Annotated in this window: 3 protein-coding genes and 1 pseudogene; all 4 read right to left on the bottom strand. The window is 70.6% G+C overall.

What is annotated here, in order from left to right:
- Positions 1-60: 60 nt before the first annotated feature.
- Positions 61-3180 carry a type I polyketide synthase gene (locus OH768_RS47375; RefSeq protein ID WP_406463213.1) on the bottom strand — a complete coding sequence of 1040 codons (3120 nt, stop codon included), beginning with the start codon at positions 3178-3180 and terminating at the stop codon, positions 61-63.
- A gap of 1 nt (position 3181) precedes the next feature.
- Positions 3182-9730 carry a type I polyketide synthase gene (locus OH768_RS47370; RefSeq protein WP_406463212.1) on the bottom strand — a complete coding sequence of 2183 codons (6549 nt, stop codon included), beginning with the start codon at positions 9728-9730 and terminating at the stop codon, positions 3182-3184.
- A 9-nt stretch (positions 9731-9739) separates the two neighbouring features.
- Positions 9740-15298 (bottom strand): annotated as a pseudogene (locus tag OH768_RS47365) (type I polyketide synthase); the annotation flags it as partial.
- A 46-nt stretch (positions 15299-15344) separates the two neighbouring features.
- Positions 15345-18422, bottom strand: a complete 3078-nt coding sequence (locus OH768_RS47360) for a type I polyketide synthase (RefSeq protein WP_406463211.1) — start codon at positions 18420-18422, stop codon at positions 15345-15347.
- Positions 18423-18457 lie beyond the last annotated feature (35 nt).

Genomic DNA, 18457 nt, shown 5'->3' with positions numbered 1-18457 from the left:
GCAGTGTCCCGTCGACGGGACGGCCCTACGGGGGTGGAAGGAACCCGGAGCGCGGTGGGATCACTGCCGGTCGCGCTCGGCCATCGAGGTCGCGATGTACGCGGCGACCAGTCTCGGTGACGGGTATCGCAGCACCAGATTGGCCCGCAACTTGAGCCCGGTCGAGGCCGCCAGGCGCTTACTCAGTTCCACCGAGAGCAATGAGTCGAATCCGCTGTCCTTGAACTCCAGGTCGGGGTCGAGGATTTCATCAGAAGGCCGGCCGAGCACGACCGCGACCCTTTCCAGGACGTGGGCCAGCACGAGTGCCCGCGCGTCGCCCTCGGGAAGCCCGGACAGGCGCTCCGCTATGGGAACGGCCTGGTCATCGTCCGCGGAAGGCTCCGTGGCGGCCACCTCCGGTGCGGTCGCCGTGGGCGCGGAGGTCAACCAGTACCGCTGTCGCCGGAACGCGTACGTCGGCAGGTCCACCCGCCTCCGCGCGCCGAAGAGGGTGTCCCAGTCCACGGACCCGCCCCGGACGTGCAGTTGGGCCAGTGAGCCGAGCACGGCCTCGACCTCGCCCCGGTCCCGCCGCGACGACGACAGGACCAGCGCGTCGTCGACCTCCTCGACCATCTCCTGCACCGGGACGGCCAGCACGGGGTGCGGGCTCATCTCGACGAAGACCCGGAAGCCGTCGTCGACCAGGCGTCGGACGGAGGACTCGAAGAGGACCTTCTCGCGCAGATTGTTGTACCAGTAGGCGGCGTTCAGGTCCGTGGTATCGATTTTCTCGCCATACAGGGTGGAATAGAAGGGCAGTGCCGAGGTTTTGGGGTCGACGTCGGACAGCGGTCCGATCACCTGGTCGCGGACCTGCGTCACCTGGTGCGAATGCGAGGCGTAGTCGACGGATATGCGCCGGGCCTGTGCGCCTTCGGCTTTCATCTTCTCGACGAATTCGTCGAGTGCGTCCGGTTCTCCTGAAACCACCACCGAGCGGGGTCCGTTGACGACGGCGACGCTCAGCCGCTGGTTCCAGGGAGTCAGACGTGCCTGCACGAGATCCGGGGACTCCGCGACCCAGGCCATCCCGCCGTGCCCGACCAGACTCACCAGGGCCCTGCTGCGCAGCGCCACGATCTTGGCGGCGTCGCGCAAAGACAGCGCACCGCAGACATGGGCAGCCGCCATCTCGCCCTGGCTGTGCCCCACCACCGCGGCCGGTTCCACACCCCAGGACCGCCACAGGGCGGCCATGGACACCATCACCGAGAACAACGCGGGTTGAACCACGTCCACCCGGTCCAGTGTCGGTGCCCCTTCCCCGCCGTGCACGACATCGAGCAGGGACCAGTCGACCCACTCGGCCAGTGCGGCCGCGCAGTCGTCGAGGCTTTGGGCGAAGACCGGGAAGGCGTCGTACAGCTGCCGGCCCATGCCGACCCACTGCGATCCCTGCCCCGGGAACATGAAGACCGTGCCACCGAGGTCCCCCGCCACGCCGCGGACCGTACCGACGGATTCCGTGCCCTCTGCCAGCGCCGCCAGGCCGCTCAGCAACTCGTCCCGGCCGCGCCCCAGCACCACCGCGCGATGCTGGAACCGCGACCGGCTCGACACCAACGACCAGCCGGCGTCGACGACATCGAGACCCTCGTCTGCGGCGGCGAAGTCGCGCAGTGCCGCCGCCTGCCGCTCCAGGGCCGCCGCGCTCCTGCCGGACACCACCCAGGGCACCAGTCCACCGACGACGCCCGGGCCCGGACCGTGTGCGTCCGTCCGCTCCAGGGGCGATTCCTGCTCCAGGATCACATGCGCGTTGGTGCCGCTGACTCCGAACGACGACACCGCGGCCCGGCGCGGTCCGTCGGTCCGGGGCCAGGCACGCCCCTCCGCCAGGAGTTCGACCGCACCGGAGGACCAGTCCACGTGGTGTGAGGGGGTGGCCGCGTGCAGGGTTTTGGGCAGGAAGCCGTGGCGCAGGGCCATCACCGTCTTGATGACACCGGCGACTCCGGCCGCGGCCTGGGTGTGGCCGATGTTCGACTTCAGGGATCCGAGCCAGAGGGGCCTGCCCTCGGTGCGGCCCTGCCCGTAGGTGGCCAGCAGTGCGCCTGCCTCAATGGGATCGCCCAATGTCGTTCCGGTGCCGTGGGCTTCGACCAGGTCCACCTCGGCGGGCGTGACCCCGGCGTTGGCCAGTGCCTGCCGGATGACCTTCTCCTGAGCGAGGCCGTTGGGCGCGGTCAGTCCGTTGCTGGCCCCGTCCTGGTTCACTGCGGTACCGCGGACGACGGCCAGGACCGGGTGGCCGTTGCGGCGGGCGTCGGAGAGCCGCTCCAGGAGCAGCACGCCCACCCCCTCGGCCCAACCGGTGCCGTCGGCGCCCTCCGCGAAGGACTTGCACCGGCCGTCGGGCGACAGACCGCGCTGCCGCGAGAACTCGACGAAGATCGAAGGCGTCGACATCACCGACGCCCCGCCCGCCAGCGCGAGGGAGCACTCCCCCGAGCGCAGTGACCGCACGGCCAGATGCAGGGCCACCAGTGACGACGAACACGCCGTGTCCACGGTCACCGCGGGCCCGGTCAGGCCCAGTTCGTACGCGACCCGGCCGGAGGCCACGCTCAGCGCGCTGCCGTGCAGCAGGTAGCCCTCCAGCTCGTTCTTGCTGCCCTCCAGGAAGCGTGCGCCGTACTCCGACGAGCTGGCCCCCGTGAAGACGGCGACGTCGGTGCCGCGCACCAAGGCGGGGACGATGCCCGCCCGCTCGAAGGCCTCCCACGAGGTCTGGAGCAGCAGGCGTTGCTGCGGGTCGATCGCGAGCGCGGCGCGTGGGCTGATGCCGAAGAAGTCCGCGTCGAAGTCGGCCACGTCCGTCAGGAATCCGCCGTGACGCGTGTACGAGCCGCCGACCGTGTCGGGATCCGGGTCGTACACCTCCGGCCAGCCGCGGTCCGCCGGGAACTCCCGCACCATGTCCTGGCCGTCGCGGACCATGTTCCACAGGTCCTCGGGCGACGACACGCCTCCCGGGTAGCGGCACGCCATGCCCACGACGGCGATCGGCTCGCCCCGGCCCGCCTTCAGGGCCTCGTTCTCGTGCCGGAGGCGGTCGCGCTCCTCCAGCAGTGTGCGGAGCGCCCGTTCGACCCGGTCCCCGCCCTCCGCCGTACGCTCCGCGGAGTTGTTCATGTCACTTGCCCCTCTCGTCCAGTGCCAGGTCGACGAGTGCTTCCAGGTCCATGGCCCCCAGTTCGTCCGCGCCGCTGTCCGCGTCCGGCCGGCGTGGTTCGGCGCAGGCCATGACCAGCTCCAGTAGCCCCGCCCTGCGCAGGCTGTCGATCGGGACGGTCCGCAGTGCTTCGCGGATCTCCGCGTCCTCGGCCGTGCTCCTGTCGGGCACCGGACGCAGCAGGCCGAGCAGGTGCCGGGCCAGGTCGCGTGGTGTCGGGTAGCTGAAGACGAGCGTGGTCGGCAGGTGCAGTCCGGTCGCGGACGCGAGGCGGTTGCACAGCTCTACGGAGGTCAGCGAGTCGAATCCGAGGTGGGTGAACGCCTGGTCGGCGTCGACGACCGCGCCGGACGGGTGTCCGAGCACGAGGGCGGACTGCCGGCGGATCCAGTCCAGTACGGCGGTCTCCGCCTCATCCCGCGCCAGGGCGGCCAGCCCGTCGGGCAGGCCGAGGGGGGAACCGCCCCTGCTCGTGCCCGTCGGCTTCCGCCGGGTGCGGCCGGTGTCGACGAGATCGCGCAGGAGGAGCGGCAGTTCGGCTCCGGTCCTGTTGCGCAGCGCGGGGAGGTCCAGCCGGGCCGGGATGAGCACGGGCCTGTCGATCGCGCGTGCCGAGTCGAGCAGGGCCAGGGCTTCCGGTGCCGGCATCTCGGCGACGCCCAGCCGCCGGACCCGCGAGAGGTCGACGTCGTTCAGGTGCCCGGTCATGCCGCTCGGCTGCTGCCACCAGCCCCAGCACAGGGACGTGCCGACGAGGCCGGACGCCCTGCGCCGCGCCGCCAGACCGTCCAGGAAGCCGTTCGCCGCCGCGTAGTTGGCCTGTCCTCCGGTGCCGAGTGTGCCCGCGAGCGCGGAGAACAGGACGAACGCGGAGAGGTGGTGTTCCTTGGTCAGTTCGTGCAGGTTGACCGCGCCGCCGGCCTTGGCACGCAGTACGTGGTCGAGGCTCTCGGCGGTCAGCGATTCGACGGTGCCGTCCGCGAGCACTCCTGCAGCGTGCAGGACCGCCGTCAACGGGTACGCGGGCGGCATGTCGGCGAGGAGGTCCGCCACGGCGGCCCGGTCCGCGACATCGCATGCCACGACCTTGACGCGTGCGCCCGCCTTCTCCAGGTCCGAGACCAGCTCCGGGGCCCCGTCGGCCGCCATTCCCCGGCGGCCGGCCAGCACCAGGCTCCGGACGCCGTGTTCGGCGACGAGGTGCCGGGCCACCAGTGAACCCACTCCCCCGGTTCCGCCGGTGACCAGAACGGTCCCGCCGCCGTAGCCGCTGCCCAGATCGAAAATGATCTTCCCGGTGTGGCGGCCCTGGCTCATCTCGCGAAACGCCGTGCGTGCGTCGCGGATGTTCCGGACGGCGATCGGGTTGAACCGCACCCGCCCGTCGGCGAACAGCTCCATGACGGCCCGGAACATCTCACTGATCCGGTCCGGGCCGGCCTCGTAGAGGTCGAAGGCCCGGTAGTCGACGCCCGGATGGTCGGCCGCCACCTGCCCGGGCTCGCGGATGTCCGTCTTGCCCATCTCGACGAAGCTCCCGCCCTCGGGCAGCAGCCTCAGCGAGGCATCGACGAAGCTGTGCGCGAGCGAGTTCAGTACGACGTCCACGCCGCGACCGCCCGAGGATTCCAGGAACGTGTCCGCGAACTCCAGGTCCCGCGACGACGCAAGGTGCGCATCGTCCAGCGCCAGAGCGCGCAGTGCGGGCCACTTGGCCGGGCTCGCGGTTCCGAAGATCTCGGCACCGACGTGCTTCGCCAGTTGTACGGCCGCCATTCCCACACCGCCGGCTGCGGCGTGGATGAGGATCCGTTGGCCCTTCTCCAGGTTGGTCACACGGAACAGGGCGTAGTAGGCGGTGAGGAAGGCACCCGGCACCGACGCGGCCTCGACGTAGCTCCAGTCTTCCGGGATGGGCATGAGCATGCGGTGATCGGCCACGGCCACGCGGCCGAAGGCGCCGGAGAAGATGCCCATGACGCGGTCGCCCGGTGCGAGGCCGGTGACGTCGTCCGCCACCTCGATCACGGTGCCAGCGCCCTCGCTGCCGATGCCTGCGTCGATGGCGGTCCTCGTCACCAGCCCCAGGGCGATCGTGACGTCCCGGAAGTTGAGGCCCGCCGCGTGCACGGCGACGCGGACCTGTCCGCTCGTCAGCGGCGCCTCCGCCTCCGGGCAGGGGACCCAGATCAGGTTCTCCAGCGTCCCCTTGTCCGAGATGCCCAGCCGGTGGGCGCCGACCGCCGGTGGCTCGATCCGGTTGGCCGCCGGTGCGGTCCGCGTCATGCGCGGGACGAGGAACGCGCCCCCGCGCAGGGCCAGTTGGTCCTCGTCGAGGGCGAGGGCTTCGGGCAGACCCGCCCAGGACGCCTCCTCGTCGTCGACGTCCACCAGCCGGAACCTGCCGGGGTGCTCCGTCTGGGCCGACCGGATCAGGCCCCACACTGACGCACCAGGCAGGCTCTCGACATGCTCCCCGCCGCCGGTGGCGAGGGCCAGGCGGGTGAGGACCACCAGCGTGGATCCGGCGAGCGACTCCTCAGCGAGGAACCGCTGGACCCGTTCCAACACCCGTGTGTCCGCGCGGCCGACCGCGGCGAGCAGGTCGGGGTCGTCGGCGACGAGGTCGTCGAGGCAGAGCACGAGGTGCCGCGGTGCCTCCCCGGCGACGGCGTCGTCCATGGAGGCGTACAACACAGCGCTCTCGCCACCACCCGGCCCGGAGAGCCGAGCGGCCAGGCCGTTCGTATTGCCTAGAACACCCCACTGTCCGGGAGGAGTTGGCCGCTCCGGCAGCTGGACCGGTCGCCATCCCACTTCGTACAGCGACTGCTCGTGTGCGCCGCGCGCCGAGCGCAGCTGCTCGGCGCTCGCCGGCCGGAACGTCAACGCCCCGACGCGGGCGATCTCGTGGCCGTGGTCGTCGGCGATCGTCACGGCCACGGCGCTCTCACCTGCCGGGGAGATCCGGACCCGCACGCTCGGGCCGCACTCCCCGAGCAGCTCCGCACCGGACCAGGAGAAGGGCATCCAAGCCTGGCCGCCGTCCACCGCGATGACGCCGCCGGCCACCACGGCGTGCAGCGCCGAGTCGATCAGTGCCGGATGCAGGGCGAATCCGCCACCGAGCGAGCCGTCACCGTCCGTCGGCAGCGTGGCCGTCGCGAAGAGTTCGTCGCCGCGCCGCCACACCTCGCGCAGTCCGCGGAACGTCGGCCCGTAGTCGAACCCCGCATCCGCGAACGTGTCGTAAAGCCCGTCGATGTCGAGCCGCTTCGCTCCGGGCGGCGGCCAGACGGCGAGTGACGGTGCGTCAGGTTTCCGTGCCGTGCCCGGTGTCAGGCTCCCCGTCGCATGGCGCGTCCAGCCGCCGGTCGTCGGGTCGTCTCCGGTGGAGTGTGAGTACACGTCCAGGGAGCGGTGTCCCGTCTCCTCCGGCGCGCCGACGACGACGCGCACCCGGACGTCGTCCGAGGCGGGAAGGATCAGCGGGACTTCCAGGGAGAGTTCCGCCACGGCCGCGCACCCGACGAAGTCGCCCGCCCACAGCGCGAGGTCCAGATAGGCCGTGGCCGGCACGACGACCTCGCCGAACGCGGTGTGATCTGCGAGCCAGTCGTGGGTCCGCAGGGACCACCGGCCGGTGAACTCCACCTCGTCGGTGCCGGGGTGATCCACCACGGCGCCCAGCAGCGGGTGCTCCGCCGTGGACAGTCCGGCCGAGGCCATGTTCCTGGCGCCCGCCTCCGCCTGGAAGTCCAGCCAGTACCGGTGCCGCTGGAACGCGTACGTCGGGAGGTCCACCGAGCGGCGCGAGCCGAACAGGGCTCCCCAGTCGACGTCCCCGCCCCGGACGTGGAACTGGGCCAGTGCGCCGAGCAGGGTCTCCACGGCTCCGCGGTTGCGCCGCGACGACGCGAGCACCAGCGCGTCGTCCACGCCCGCGACGGCGAACGCCTCTCTGGTGATGCTGGTGAGGGTGGAGCCCGGCCCGAGTTCGAGGAAGACGTGCGCGCCGGCCGTACGGGCACATTCCACCGCGGTGTAGAAGCGGACGGGTTCGCGGACGTGGTTCACCCAGTGCGTGACGGAGGTCAGTTCCTCCGGCGTGGCCTCGCGGCCCAGCCTGGTCGAGACGACCGGGATCGATATCCCGCCCGCTGGGAACCTGCCGATCGATGCCGCGAACTCGTCCAGGATGGGATCCATGAGCGGGGAGTGGAACGCGTGGTCGACCTCCAGCAGCTTGGCCGAGGTGCCGTCGGCCACGAGGAGTTCGCGGAGTTCGACGACCTGGTCGCGGCTGCCCGAGACCACCACCGAGTCGGGGCCGTTCACGGCGGCGATGCCGATGCGGTCGTACGGGCCGAGGAAAGCGCTCACGTCGTGCTCGGAGGCACGCACGGCGAGCATCGCGCCGCGCTCGGTAACTGTCTGCATGACTCGCCCGCGGGCGGCCACCAGCCTGGTCGCGCTGTCCAGGTCGAGGGCGCCGGACACATGAGCTGCGGTGATCTCGCCCACCGAGTGACCGACCAGATGGTCGGGCGGCCCGCAGAACTCCACCATGAGGCGGTATAGGGCGACTTGCAGGGCGAATAGCGCGGGCTGCGCGACGTCGGTCCGACGGGCCCGGGCTTCCGGGGACGCGTCGGCGAGGAGAAGGGGCTTGAGCGCGAAGGGCAGTTGGGCGTCGAATCGTTCGCAGACTTCGTCGAGGCTCCGCGCGAAGACGGGGAAGGCCTCGTACAACTCCCGTGCGGCACCGGCCCATTGAGAGCCCTGCCCCGGGAACATGTAGACCGTTCCCTCGAGGTCCCCGGCGAGGCCGCGCAGCACCCGGGCCGACTCCGTGCCCTCGCCCACTGCCGCCAGGCCGTTCAGCAACTCGTCCCGGCCGCGCCCCAGTACCACCGCGCGATGCTCGAACAGCGACCGGTTCGACACCAACGACCGGCCGATGTCCGCGGCATCCAGGTCCGCGTCGGCTGTGACGAAGTCGCTCAGCTTCTCCGCCTGGGCCCGCAGCGCCCCGGCCGACCGCGCCGAGACGATCCAGGGCACCAACCCGTCCGCACCGCCGGGCAGTTGACCGACTGCGTCGGGCACCGCCTCGTCCTCTGGCGCCTGCTCCAGGATCAGGTGAGCGTTGGTGCCGCCGGCCCCGAAGGCGGACACGCCCGCGCGCCGGGGCCGTCCCGGGGCACTCGGCCATTTCATGGACCCGGTCAACAGCTCCACCGCTCCGGCCGACCAGTCCACATGTGTCGTCGGACGGTCCACGTGCAGGGTCCTGGGCATCGTCCGGTGCCGCATCGCCATGATCATCTTGATCATCCCGCCGACACCCGCGGCCGCCTGCGCGTGGCCGATGTTCGACTTCAACGACCCGAGCCACAGCGGCCGATCCGGGTCCCGGTCCTGCCCATAGGTCGCCAGCACCGCCTGTGCTTCGATCGGATCGCCCAGCATGGTGCCGGTGCCGTGGGCCTCCACCACATCCACGTTTGTGGCCTGTACCCGCGAGTTGGCCAACGCCGCCCGGATCACCCGCTGTTGGGCCAGCCCGCTCGGCGCGGTCAGCCCGTTGGACGCCCCGTCCTGGTTGATCGCCGAGCCACGGATCAGCGCCCAGATCCGACGCCCGTTGCGCCGCGCGTCCGACAACCGCTCCAGGACCAGGACCCCGACGCCCTCGGAAAAGCCGGTGCCGTCGGCCGCGTCGGCGAACGCCTTGCACCGGCCGTCCGCCGCCAGGCCCCGCTGCCGCGACATCTCCCGGAACACCTGTGTCGTCGCCATGACGGTGACGCCTCCGGCCAGTGCCAGCGCGCACTCGTCCTGCCGCAATGACTGCACCGCCTGGTGCACCGCCACCAACGACGACGAGCACGCGGTGTCGGTCGACAGCGCCGGGCCCTCCAGGCCCAGCGCGTACGAGATGCGTCCGGACGCCATGCTCAGGAGCGAACCGGTCTGCCCGTAGCCCGAGATGGCCTCTGGGGTGAAGGAGTGGTTGCCGTACCCGAAGTACGCGACTCCGGCGAACACGCCGGTGTCACTGCCGCGCAGGGTCTGCGGGTCGATGCCGGCTCGCTCCAGCGACTCCCACGAGGTCTCCAGCAGCAACCGCTGCTGCGGGTCCGCCGCCAACGCCTCGCGCGGGTTCATCCCGAAGAAGTCTGCGTCGAAGTCGCCCGCGTCGTGCAGGAATCCGCCCGAGCGCGTGTAGCAGGTGCCTGGGCGGTCGGGGTCCGGGTCGTAGAGAGCGTCCAGGTCCCAACCTCGGTCGTCAGGGAAATCCGACATCGCGTCCCGGCCCGCCCGCACCATGTCCCACAGCTCCTCCGGGGAGGTCGCCCCTCCCGGGAAACGGCAGGCGACACCCACGATCGCGATGGGCTCGGCAGCGGCCTCCGTCAGCTCCTTCAGGCGCCGGCGGGTTTCGATCAGTTCGATCGATGTCCGCTTGAGGTAGTCGAGAACATCGCCGTTGTCGTCGTTCGTCATCGCTCTCCCCTAGCCGAGCTCTTTGTCCAGCAGCGAGAGAAGCTCTCCAGCTGATGCGGCAGTGATGCGGTCGACGATGCCGACCGGTGATCCGTCGCCGACCGTCGAACGGACCCGGTCCTGCAACCCGCCGAGCAGCGTGGAGATGGCGGCCTTGTCCTCGTCCGCGAGATCGAGGAACGCGTTCTCCAGGCGGGCGCCCAGCTCTTCGATCTCCTTGACCAGACGGCCGGCCGGAGATTCCTGCTCACTCCCGGAGCCGGGGTTGATGCCCGCGGTCAGGAACCGGGCGAGGGCGCTCGGGTTCGGGTGGTCGAACGCGAGGGTGGCGGGCAGCTTCAGGCCGGTGACCGCCGCCAGTTTGTTCCGCAGTTCCAGCGCCATGAGCGAGTCGATCCCCAGGTCCTTGAAGGCCGTTGCGGGACCGATCCGGCCGGTGTCGGCGTGGCCGAGGACGAGCGCGGTCTGCGCCCGGACGGCATCGAGCAGCACCGCCTCCGCGTCGGCCTGCGACAGCGACCTCACCTGGCGCGCGATTCCGACGTCGGTACGGTCCCCGCTCCCAGGACCGGCGGATTCGCCGATCAGACCGCGCAGGAGCGGGGGGCTCTCGTGACTGGCGCTCGGCCCGGACAATGGCAGGAGGTTGAGCCGTGCAGGCACCAGCACGGGCTCGTCGCGCGCGATCGCCGCGTCGAAGAGTGCGAGCCCCTCGCTCGACGACATCGGCCGCACGCCCTGCCGCCGTAGCCGCTCGATGTCCAACTCGCCGACATCTGTGCCGAGTTCGCTGCGTTCGGCCCAGTAGCCCCAGCACAGCGCGACGGCGGTCAGTCCCTCGGCTCGGCGGGCTTCCGCCAGCCCGTCGAGGAACGCGTTGGCCGCCGCGTAGTTGGCCTGCCCTGCCGTCCCGAGCACACTCGCGATCGAGGAGAACAGCACGAACGCGGACAGGTCCAGGTGTTTGGTCAGTTCGTGCAGGTGCCAGGCGCCACGCACCTTCGGCGCCAGTACCGAGTCCACGCGGTCGTCGGTCAGCGCCTCGACGACTCCGTCGTCCAGCGCGGCTGCACAGTGGATCACTGCCGTCAACGGGTGCTCGTCCGGCACCGCGGCGATCAGCTCGGCGACGGACTCCCGGTTCGTGACGTCGCAAGACACGATCTCGACCTGGGCACCCGCCGCGGTCAGCGCCGCCTTCAGCTCTGCCGCCGCAGGAGCCTCAGACCCACGCCTGCTGGTAAGCACCAGCCGGCGCACTCCGTGCCGTTCCACGATGTGTCGGGCCATCAGCGCTCCGAGGCCGCTGGTGCCTCCCGTGATCAGCACCGTCCCACAGCCGAGATCGGAGACGCGATCGGTCCGGCCGAGGGACCCGCGGGCGTGGGCCAGTCGGGGAACGGTCAAGGCACCTGCCCGGATCCTGAGTTGAGGTTCTCCGGTCCTCGCCACCGCCGGAACGCAGGCCCACGAAGCGACCTGATCGTCCGTGTCGACGAGCACGAACCGGCCCGGGTTCTCGGTCTGTGCGGTGCGCACGAATCCCCAGGCCGCGGTCGCCGCAGGGTCGGTGCGGGGATTCCGGTCGTCGTGGATCGCACCCCGCGTCACGATGACCAGTCGCGACTCGGCGAACCGGTCGTCGGAGAGCCAGTCCCGTGTCCACCGCAGCACACGGTGGACGTTCCGCTCGGCCAAGGCGGGTGTGTCGTCGTCGCTCGCGTGCGCCGGGTCGAGGCAAGCGATGACGACGGGCGGTGTCGCCCGGTCGGAGGCGGCGAGTTGATCGAGGCCCTCGAAGACCGCTCCGCCTCGTCCGAGGGCCGCGGTGACCTCGGTGGGCGCTCCGATCACCGCGTACCGGCCCGCGGCGGCGCCGGACGGGACCCGGATCGGGGCCCACTCAACCCGGAACAGCGAGTCCCGGCGGTCGAAGCTCAGCTCGGTCAACTGCCCTACGTCAGCGGGCCGCAGGATCAGGGAGGCGACACCGCCGACCGGCGCTCCATCCTGATCCGCGAGGGTCACGGACACGGTGTTCTCCCCCGCCGGTGCGAGCCGGACGCGCAGCGCGGTCACCGTCGCGGAGTTCAGGCGGATCCCGGTCCAGCGGTACGGCAGCCATCCTTCGGGCCGGGAGGCGTCGAGGAACGGCCCGAGGCCGATCGGCAGCAACGCGGCCTGGAACAATGCCGGATGGATCCGGAACCCGCCCGAACCGGTGCCGTCGAGCGCGGCTAGCTCCACCTCCGCGAACAGGACGTCGTCGCGGCGCCACACCTCCTTCAGGCCACGACGCAGGGGCCCGTCGTCGAACCCGAGGACGGACAACCCGGCGTCCTCCAAGGGCACTTCGACCGCGCCCGCCGGAGGCCACGCGGTGAGGTCCGTCTCCCGTCGGGTGCCTCCGGTGTCGACCCCGAGGACCCCGACGGCGTTCCGCGTCCACTCGGCTTCGCCCTCGACGCGTGAGTGCACACCGATCACCCACTTGTCGTCAACAACGACACGGATCTCACGGTCAGCCGTCCGGGAGAGCAACAGCGGTGTCTCCAGCGTGAGTTCGTCGACGACGTCGCACCCCGCCTTGTGCGCCGCCCACACCGCCATCTCCACCAGCGCTGTCTCCGGCACCAGGACGGCACCGTGGACCATGTGGTCGGCGAGCCACGGGTGGCGCTTCAGCGACGGGCGCCCGCTGCCCACCACTCCACCGCGCTCTCCGTCATCGGGCAGATCGATCACGGCGTCGAGCAGTGGGTGGTCCGACGTGCTCCGGGTGGTGCTCTCGTCCGCCGTGTCCAGCCAGTAGCGCTGCCGCTGGAATGCGTACGTGGGCAACTCGACCCACCGGCCGTCCCAGCCAGGGAAGGCCGCCTCCCACGCGACCTCGACGCCCGCCACGAAGGCCTCGGCCACCGACCGGTACAACCTGGCCGACCCGCCGTCGCCACGGCGCAGTGAACCCACGACCACCCCGTCGGCACCGGGGGTGGTGTCGAGCATCACCTGGATGTTGATCGTGAGCAGGGGGTGTGGGCTGGCTTCGACGAAGGCGCCGTACTTCGCTTCGAGGAGGCGCTTCATGGCGGCTTCGAACTGGACCGGTTCACGCATGTTGCGAAACCAGTAGGCCGCGTTCAGCTCCGCGGTGTCCATCGGTCCACCCGTCACCGTCGAGTAGAACTCCACGGGGGAGGCAACCGGTGCGATGTGGCCCAGCTCGTCCCGGAGCCGGTCCTCGAACCGGTCCATCAGCGGCGAGTGCCCTGGGACGCTCGCCGGGATCCAGCGCGCGCGAACGCCCTGGGATTCGCAGGCCGCCACCAGCTCCCTGACGGCAGTGGCCTCGCCCGAGACACTCGTCGAGTACGGTCCGTTGATCGCGGCGATCGCGACCCGGGACTCCCACGGCTCCAGCAGCTCCCGCACCCGGTCTTCCGGTGCCACGATGCCTGCCATGCCGCCGTCCTGGGCGGTCGTGGCCAGCATCCGGGACCGCAGTGCCACGATCTTGGCCCCGTCCTCCAGGGTCAGGGCGCCCGCCGCGCAGGCCGCGGCGATCTCGCCCTGGGAGTGGCCGATCACGGCGTCCGGTGTCACCCCGAGGGAACGCCACACTTCCGCCAACGACACCATCACAGCGAACAGCACCGGTTGGACGACATCGATCCGGTCTAGGTCCGCCGCCTCCGGCCCCCCGCACACGGTGTCGGTCAACGACCAGGACACCCACGGCTCCAGCGCTTCCGCGCACGCACGCAACTGTTCGGCGAAGACCGGGCTCGACTCCCACAACTCCCGTCCCATACCGACCCATTGCGAGCCCTGGCCGGGGAACACGAACACCGTCCTGCCCGTCGGCTTCGCGACGCCGGACACCACACCGGCGGGACTCCTGCCTCCCTCGGACACGGCGGCCAGGCCGGCGAGCAGCTCGTCCCGGTCGGCACCGATCACCACCTGGCGGTGCCCGAACATCGATCGCGTCGCCACGAGCGCATGCCCGACCGCCGCGACAGGCAGGTCCGAGTCTGCGGCCACCCTCTCCCGCAGCCGCAGCGCCTGCTCCTGCAGCGCCTCCGCCGACCGCCCCGACAGCACCCATGGCACCGCTCGGGGAACGCCGGCCAATACCTGACCGGTGCCGGAATCCCCGGCCGGACGAGCCACGGCCGGCTCCGCCTCAGGTGCCTCCTCAAGGATGAGGTGCGCGTTCGTGCCGCTGACCCCGAAGGACGACACGCCGGCGCGCCGGGGCCGCCCCGGTGTGCCGGGCCAGTCCCGAGCTTCGGTCAGTAGCTCCACCGCCCCGGCCGACCAGTCGGCGTGCGGGGTCGGGCGGTCCACGTGCAAGGTCTTGGGCAGGACCCCATGACGCATCGCCATGATCATCTTGATCGCCCCGCCGACGCCCGCGGCTGCCTGCGTATGGCCGATGTTCGACTTCAGCGAGCCCAGCCACAGCGGGCTGCCGGGTTCCCGGTCCTGCCCATAGGTAGCCAGCAGTGCTTCCACCTCGATGGGATCTCCCAGCTTCGTGCCGGTCCCGTGTGCTTCCACCGCGTCCACCTCGGCGAGTGACAGCCCGGCGTCGGCCAGGGCTGCTCGGATGACCCGCCGCTGGGCCAGTTCGTTCGGCGCGGTCAAGCCGTTGGAGGCCCCGTCCTGGTTGATCGCCGAGCCACGGATCACCGCCCAGATCCGACGCCCATTGCGCTGTGCGTCCGACAACCGCTCCAACACCAGAACGCCCGCGCCCTCGCCCCAGCCGGTGCCGTCGGCCGCCGCCGCGAACGACTTGCACCGCCCGTCGGCCGACAGACCCCGCTGCCGGGCGACCTCCACGAACAGCCCCGGAGTCGGCAGCGCCGACACCCCGCCGGCCAACGCCAGCGTGCACTCCCCGGAGCGCAGGGACCGCACGGCCTGGTGGATGGCGACCAGCGACGAGGAGCACGCCGTGTCCACGGACACCGCGGGACCCTCCAGGCCCAGCACGTACGCCACCCGGCCCGAGGCCGCGCTGGTGTACGTGCCGGTGATCGCGAAACCCTCCGCCTCGCCGGCCGCGCCGCCGCCCATCCGCGGGCCGTAGTCGACCCCGTAGATCCCGGTGAACACCCCGGTCGCCGAACCCCGCAACCCGGCCGGGTCGATGGCCGCCCGCTCCAACGCCTCCCACGACGTCTCCAGCATCAACCGTTGCTGCGGATCCATCGCCAGCGCCTCTCGCGGGCTGATCCCGAAGAAGGCCGCGTCGAACTCGGCGAGATCGGGGAGGAACCCGCCCGAGCGGGTGTACGTCTTGCCATGCTCCTCAGGGTCCGGGTCGTACAGCGACTCCAGGTCCCACCCACGATCCAGTGGGAAGTCACCTATCGCGTCCACACCGTCGGACACGACCCCCCACAGCTTTTCGGGGGACATCACCCCGCCCGGGAAGCGGCACCCCGCGCCCACGATCGCGATGGGCTCGCGAGTGGACTCCTCCAACTCGCGCACCCGCCGGCGCAGGGCCTGCGCATCGCCGACGGCGCGTCGCAAGTAGGACCGCAGCTTGTCGACGTCCTCCACCAAGGCCTCCCCGACTGTTACTTGGACGAACGGGTTGCTACACGTATCCGCGGTCGATCAATTCGTACAGTTCGTCATCGCTGTGGTTCTCCGGACTCGATTCCCTGAGCGCTTCCGGGACATCGGGCGCCTCCGGCTCAAGGAGGGAGAAGATGTGATGCCCGAGCGTTTGCGGAGTGGGGTAGGAGAACGCGACGGTGGCCGGCAGCCGCACACCGGCCGCCGCGGTGAGCCGGTTACGAAGCCGCACCGCCATCGAGGAGTCGAAACCCAGCTCCTTGAAGGTGTCGGTCCCCCTTGCCGCGAGGTCGACACCCGTCAGATCCGCGTCCTTCTGGCCCAGCACCAGTGCGGTTTCGGCGTACACGAGATGGAGAATCGATGCTTCCGAGCCCAGGTCGGCTGTCCTGATACCGGCGACAACGGGAGTGGTGTCGCTCTCTTCGGGTGCTGTCAGCCAGTACCGCTGCCGCTGGAACGGGTAGGTCGGCAGGTCGATCCGGCGCGGCCGGTGCGCGAGGAACGTCGCCTCCCAGTTCACCGGCACACCACGCACGTGCAGTTCGGCCAGCGACGCCAGGACCTTGCCCGCGCTCCCGTCGTCCTTGTGCAGCGTGCCCACCACCACCGGTGAGGCAGCCAGCGAGTCGGCGGCCTCCTCCATCGCCACCTGGAGCACAGGATGAGGACTGACTTCGACGAACACACCACCGCGGTCTCGCATCAGGTTCTCGACCACCTCGCCGAATCTCACCATCGAGCGGAGGTTGTCGTACCAGTACGGTCCGTCGAGAGCGTGTGGGTCGAGCACCTCGCCGGTGACAGTGGAATGGAACTCGACCGGCGTCTTCCTCGGCGAGATACCCGCGAGGTCCACAAGCACACGATCACGGATGCGTTCGACGTGCTTGGAGTGCGACGCGTAGCCCACGTTGACCCGTCGCACCCGGACTCTCTCACCGGCCGCCCTCCCGGCGAACTCCTCCAGCGCGTCGTCGTCCCCGGAGATCACTACCGATTCGGGCCCGTTGACTGCGGCCGTGGAGAGCCGCCCGGACCACGCCCCCAGCCGGTCCCGAACCCATTCGGGGGACGCGGACACCGCACTCATCCCACCGCCCAGGGCGGCCAGTTCGGTCAGGGACCGGCTGCGCAAGGCAACGATTCGCGCCGCGTCGTCGAGCGAGAGCGCACCCGACACGCACGCGGCGGCGATCTCGCCCTGCGAGTGCCCCACCACGGCCTCGGGGACCACACCCAGCGACTGCCACACCCGCGCCAGCGACACCATCACCGCGAACAACATCGGCTGCACCACGTCCACCCGGTCCGTCGACGCGGCCGACTCCGCTCCGGTCAGCACATCGACCAGTGACCAGTCCGTCCACGGCGCCAAGGCCATCGCGCACTCGTCGACGCCGCGAGCGAAGACCGCCGACTCGGCGTACAGCCGCCTCCCCATACCGGCCCACTGCGAGCCCTGACCAGGGAACACGAAGACCACTGGACCCAGCGGTGGTCCTTCGGCCACACCACGGATCACCCGCACCGAGTTCTCGCCTGCCGCCACGAGGTCCAGCCCGGCCAGCGACTCCTCACGGCCACCGCTCAGCAATACCGCCCGGTGTGCGAACGACGACCGCGTCGACACCAGGGAGTACCCCACGTCGGCCGTGGACAGCGATGCGTCCGCAGCCACGCGATCCCGCAGTCGTGCCGCCTGCTCCCGCAGTGCGGGCTCCGACCGTGCCGACAGCACCCACGGCACCACCCCGGAGACATCCACGGAGGCCGCGCCCTCACTCGATGCACGGAATTCCGTCTGTTCCTGGGGTGCCTCTTCGAGGATCACGTGCGCGTTCGTGCCACCCATCCCGAACGCCGACACCCCTGCCCGCCGTGGCCGGCCCTGCGCACTGGGCCAGCGCCGCGCGGCGCTGAGGACTTCGAAGTCCTCCTGGAAGTCCGGGATGGCGGGGTTCGGAGACCTGAAGTTCAGACTCTGAACCAGGTGAGCGCGGTCAAGGCAGAGCACAGACTTGATGAAGCCGACGATCCCCGCGGCCGACTCCAGGTGCCCGACGTTCGTCTTCACCGAGCCGATCACCAGAGGGTGACGGCGTCCAGTTTTCCGGAACACCTCACGCAGGCCGGAGATTTCGGCCGGATCGCCGAGCCGTGTTCCGGTGCCGTGGGCCTCGACGTAGTCGACGCCCACGAACGAAACGGCCGCGCGTCGGAGCGCGGACAGCACGGTCGCCGCCTGGGCACCAGGGCTGGGATCCGGCATCCGCGAGGACGCACCACCGCTGCCAACACCCCAGCCACGGACCACCCCGTAGATGTGATCACTGTCAACGACCGCGAGGTCGAGCCGCTTGAGCAGGGCGAATCCGCCGCCCTCTCCCCGGACGAAACCGCTGGCCCGTTCGTCGAAGGTGAAGCAGCGGCCGTCAGGCGACAAGGCACCCAGGTTCGCCAGGCCGAGTCCCTCTTCCGGATCGACGATCAGGTTCACGCCGCCCACGAGCGCCATGTCGACCGCGCCGCTGCGGATCCGTTCGCACGCCAGCGCCAAGGACACGAGCGCCGAGGACTGGCCCGAGTCCGCGCAGAAGCTCATACCGCGTACGTCGAACAGGCTGGAGATCCTGTTGGCTATCAACGCACCGCTCGAACCCAGCGCGGCGTAGTGGTCGTCCCGGTCGCTGCCGGACAGCCTGCGCAGCACGTCGTATCCGGAAGGTCCGGCACCGACCAGGACGTCGATCTCGCGGCCCGCGAGCGCGCTCGCCGAAATGCGGGCGTCTTCGACAGCCTCCCAGGCGAGTTCCAGTCCCAGCCGCTGCGCGGGGTCCATCGCGGTCGCTTCCGCTGAACCCGTTCCGAAGAACTCCGCATCGAATCCGTCGATGGAATCGAAGAACGAACCCGATGTCATAGTGACGATGTCCGGGTGAGAGGTGGGGGTCGAGGCGACCGACCGATGCGCGGGAAACTTCCCGACGGTCGATCTCCCGTCGAGCAGCAAGCGCCAGAATTCACCCAGATTCTGCACACCGGGGAAGCGGCACGACATCCCGATGACGGCGATATCGGCAGCTGCTCCACTCATGCGAACCCCTTCCGGTTCTCCCGCCACACGGCTGC

Origin of the sequence: Streptomyces sp. NBC_01622 (genome assembly GCF_045209635.1) — a bacterium.
Taxonomy (GTDB): domain Bacteria; phylum Actinomycetota; class Actinomycetes; order Streptomycetales; family Streptomycetaceae; genus Streptomyces.
Note: the sequence above shows the minus strand (reverse complement) of the source record. Positions and strands in the feature narration are given on the sequence as shown.

Coding starts and splice junctions, on each gene's coding strand:
- OH768_RS47375 (WP_406463213.1), bottom strand. CDS start 3,180: ATGAACAACTCCGCGGAGCGTACGGCGGAGGGCGGGGACCGGGTCGAA.
- OH768_RS47370 (WP_406463212.1), bottom strand. CDS start 9,730: ATGACGAACGACGACAACGGCGATGTTCTCGACTACCTCAAGCGGACA.
- OH768_RS47360 (WP_406463211.1), bottom strand. CDS start 18,422: ATGAGTGGAGCAGCTGCCGATATCGCCGTCATCGGGATGTCGTGCCGC.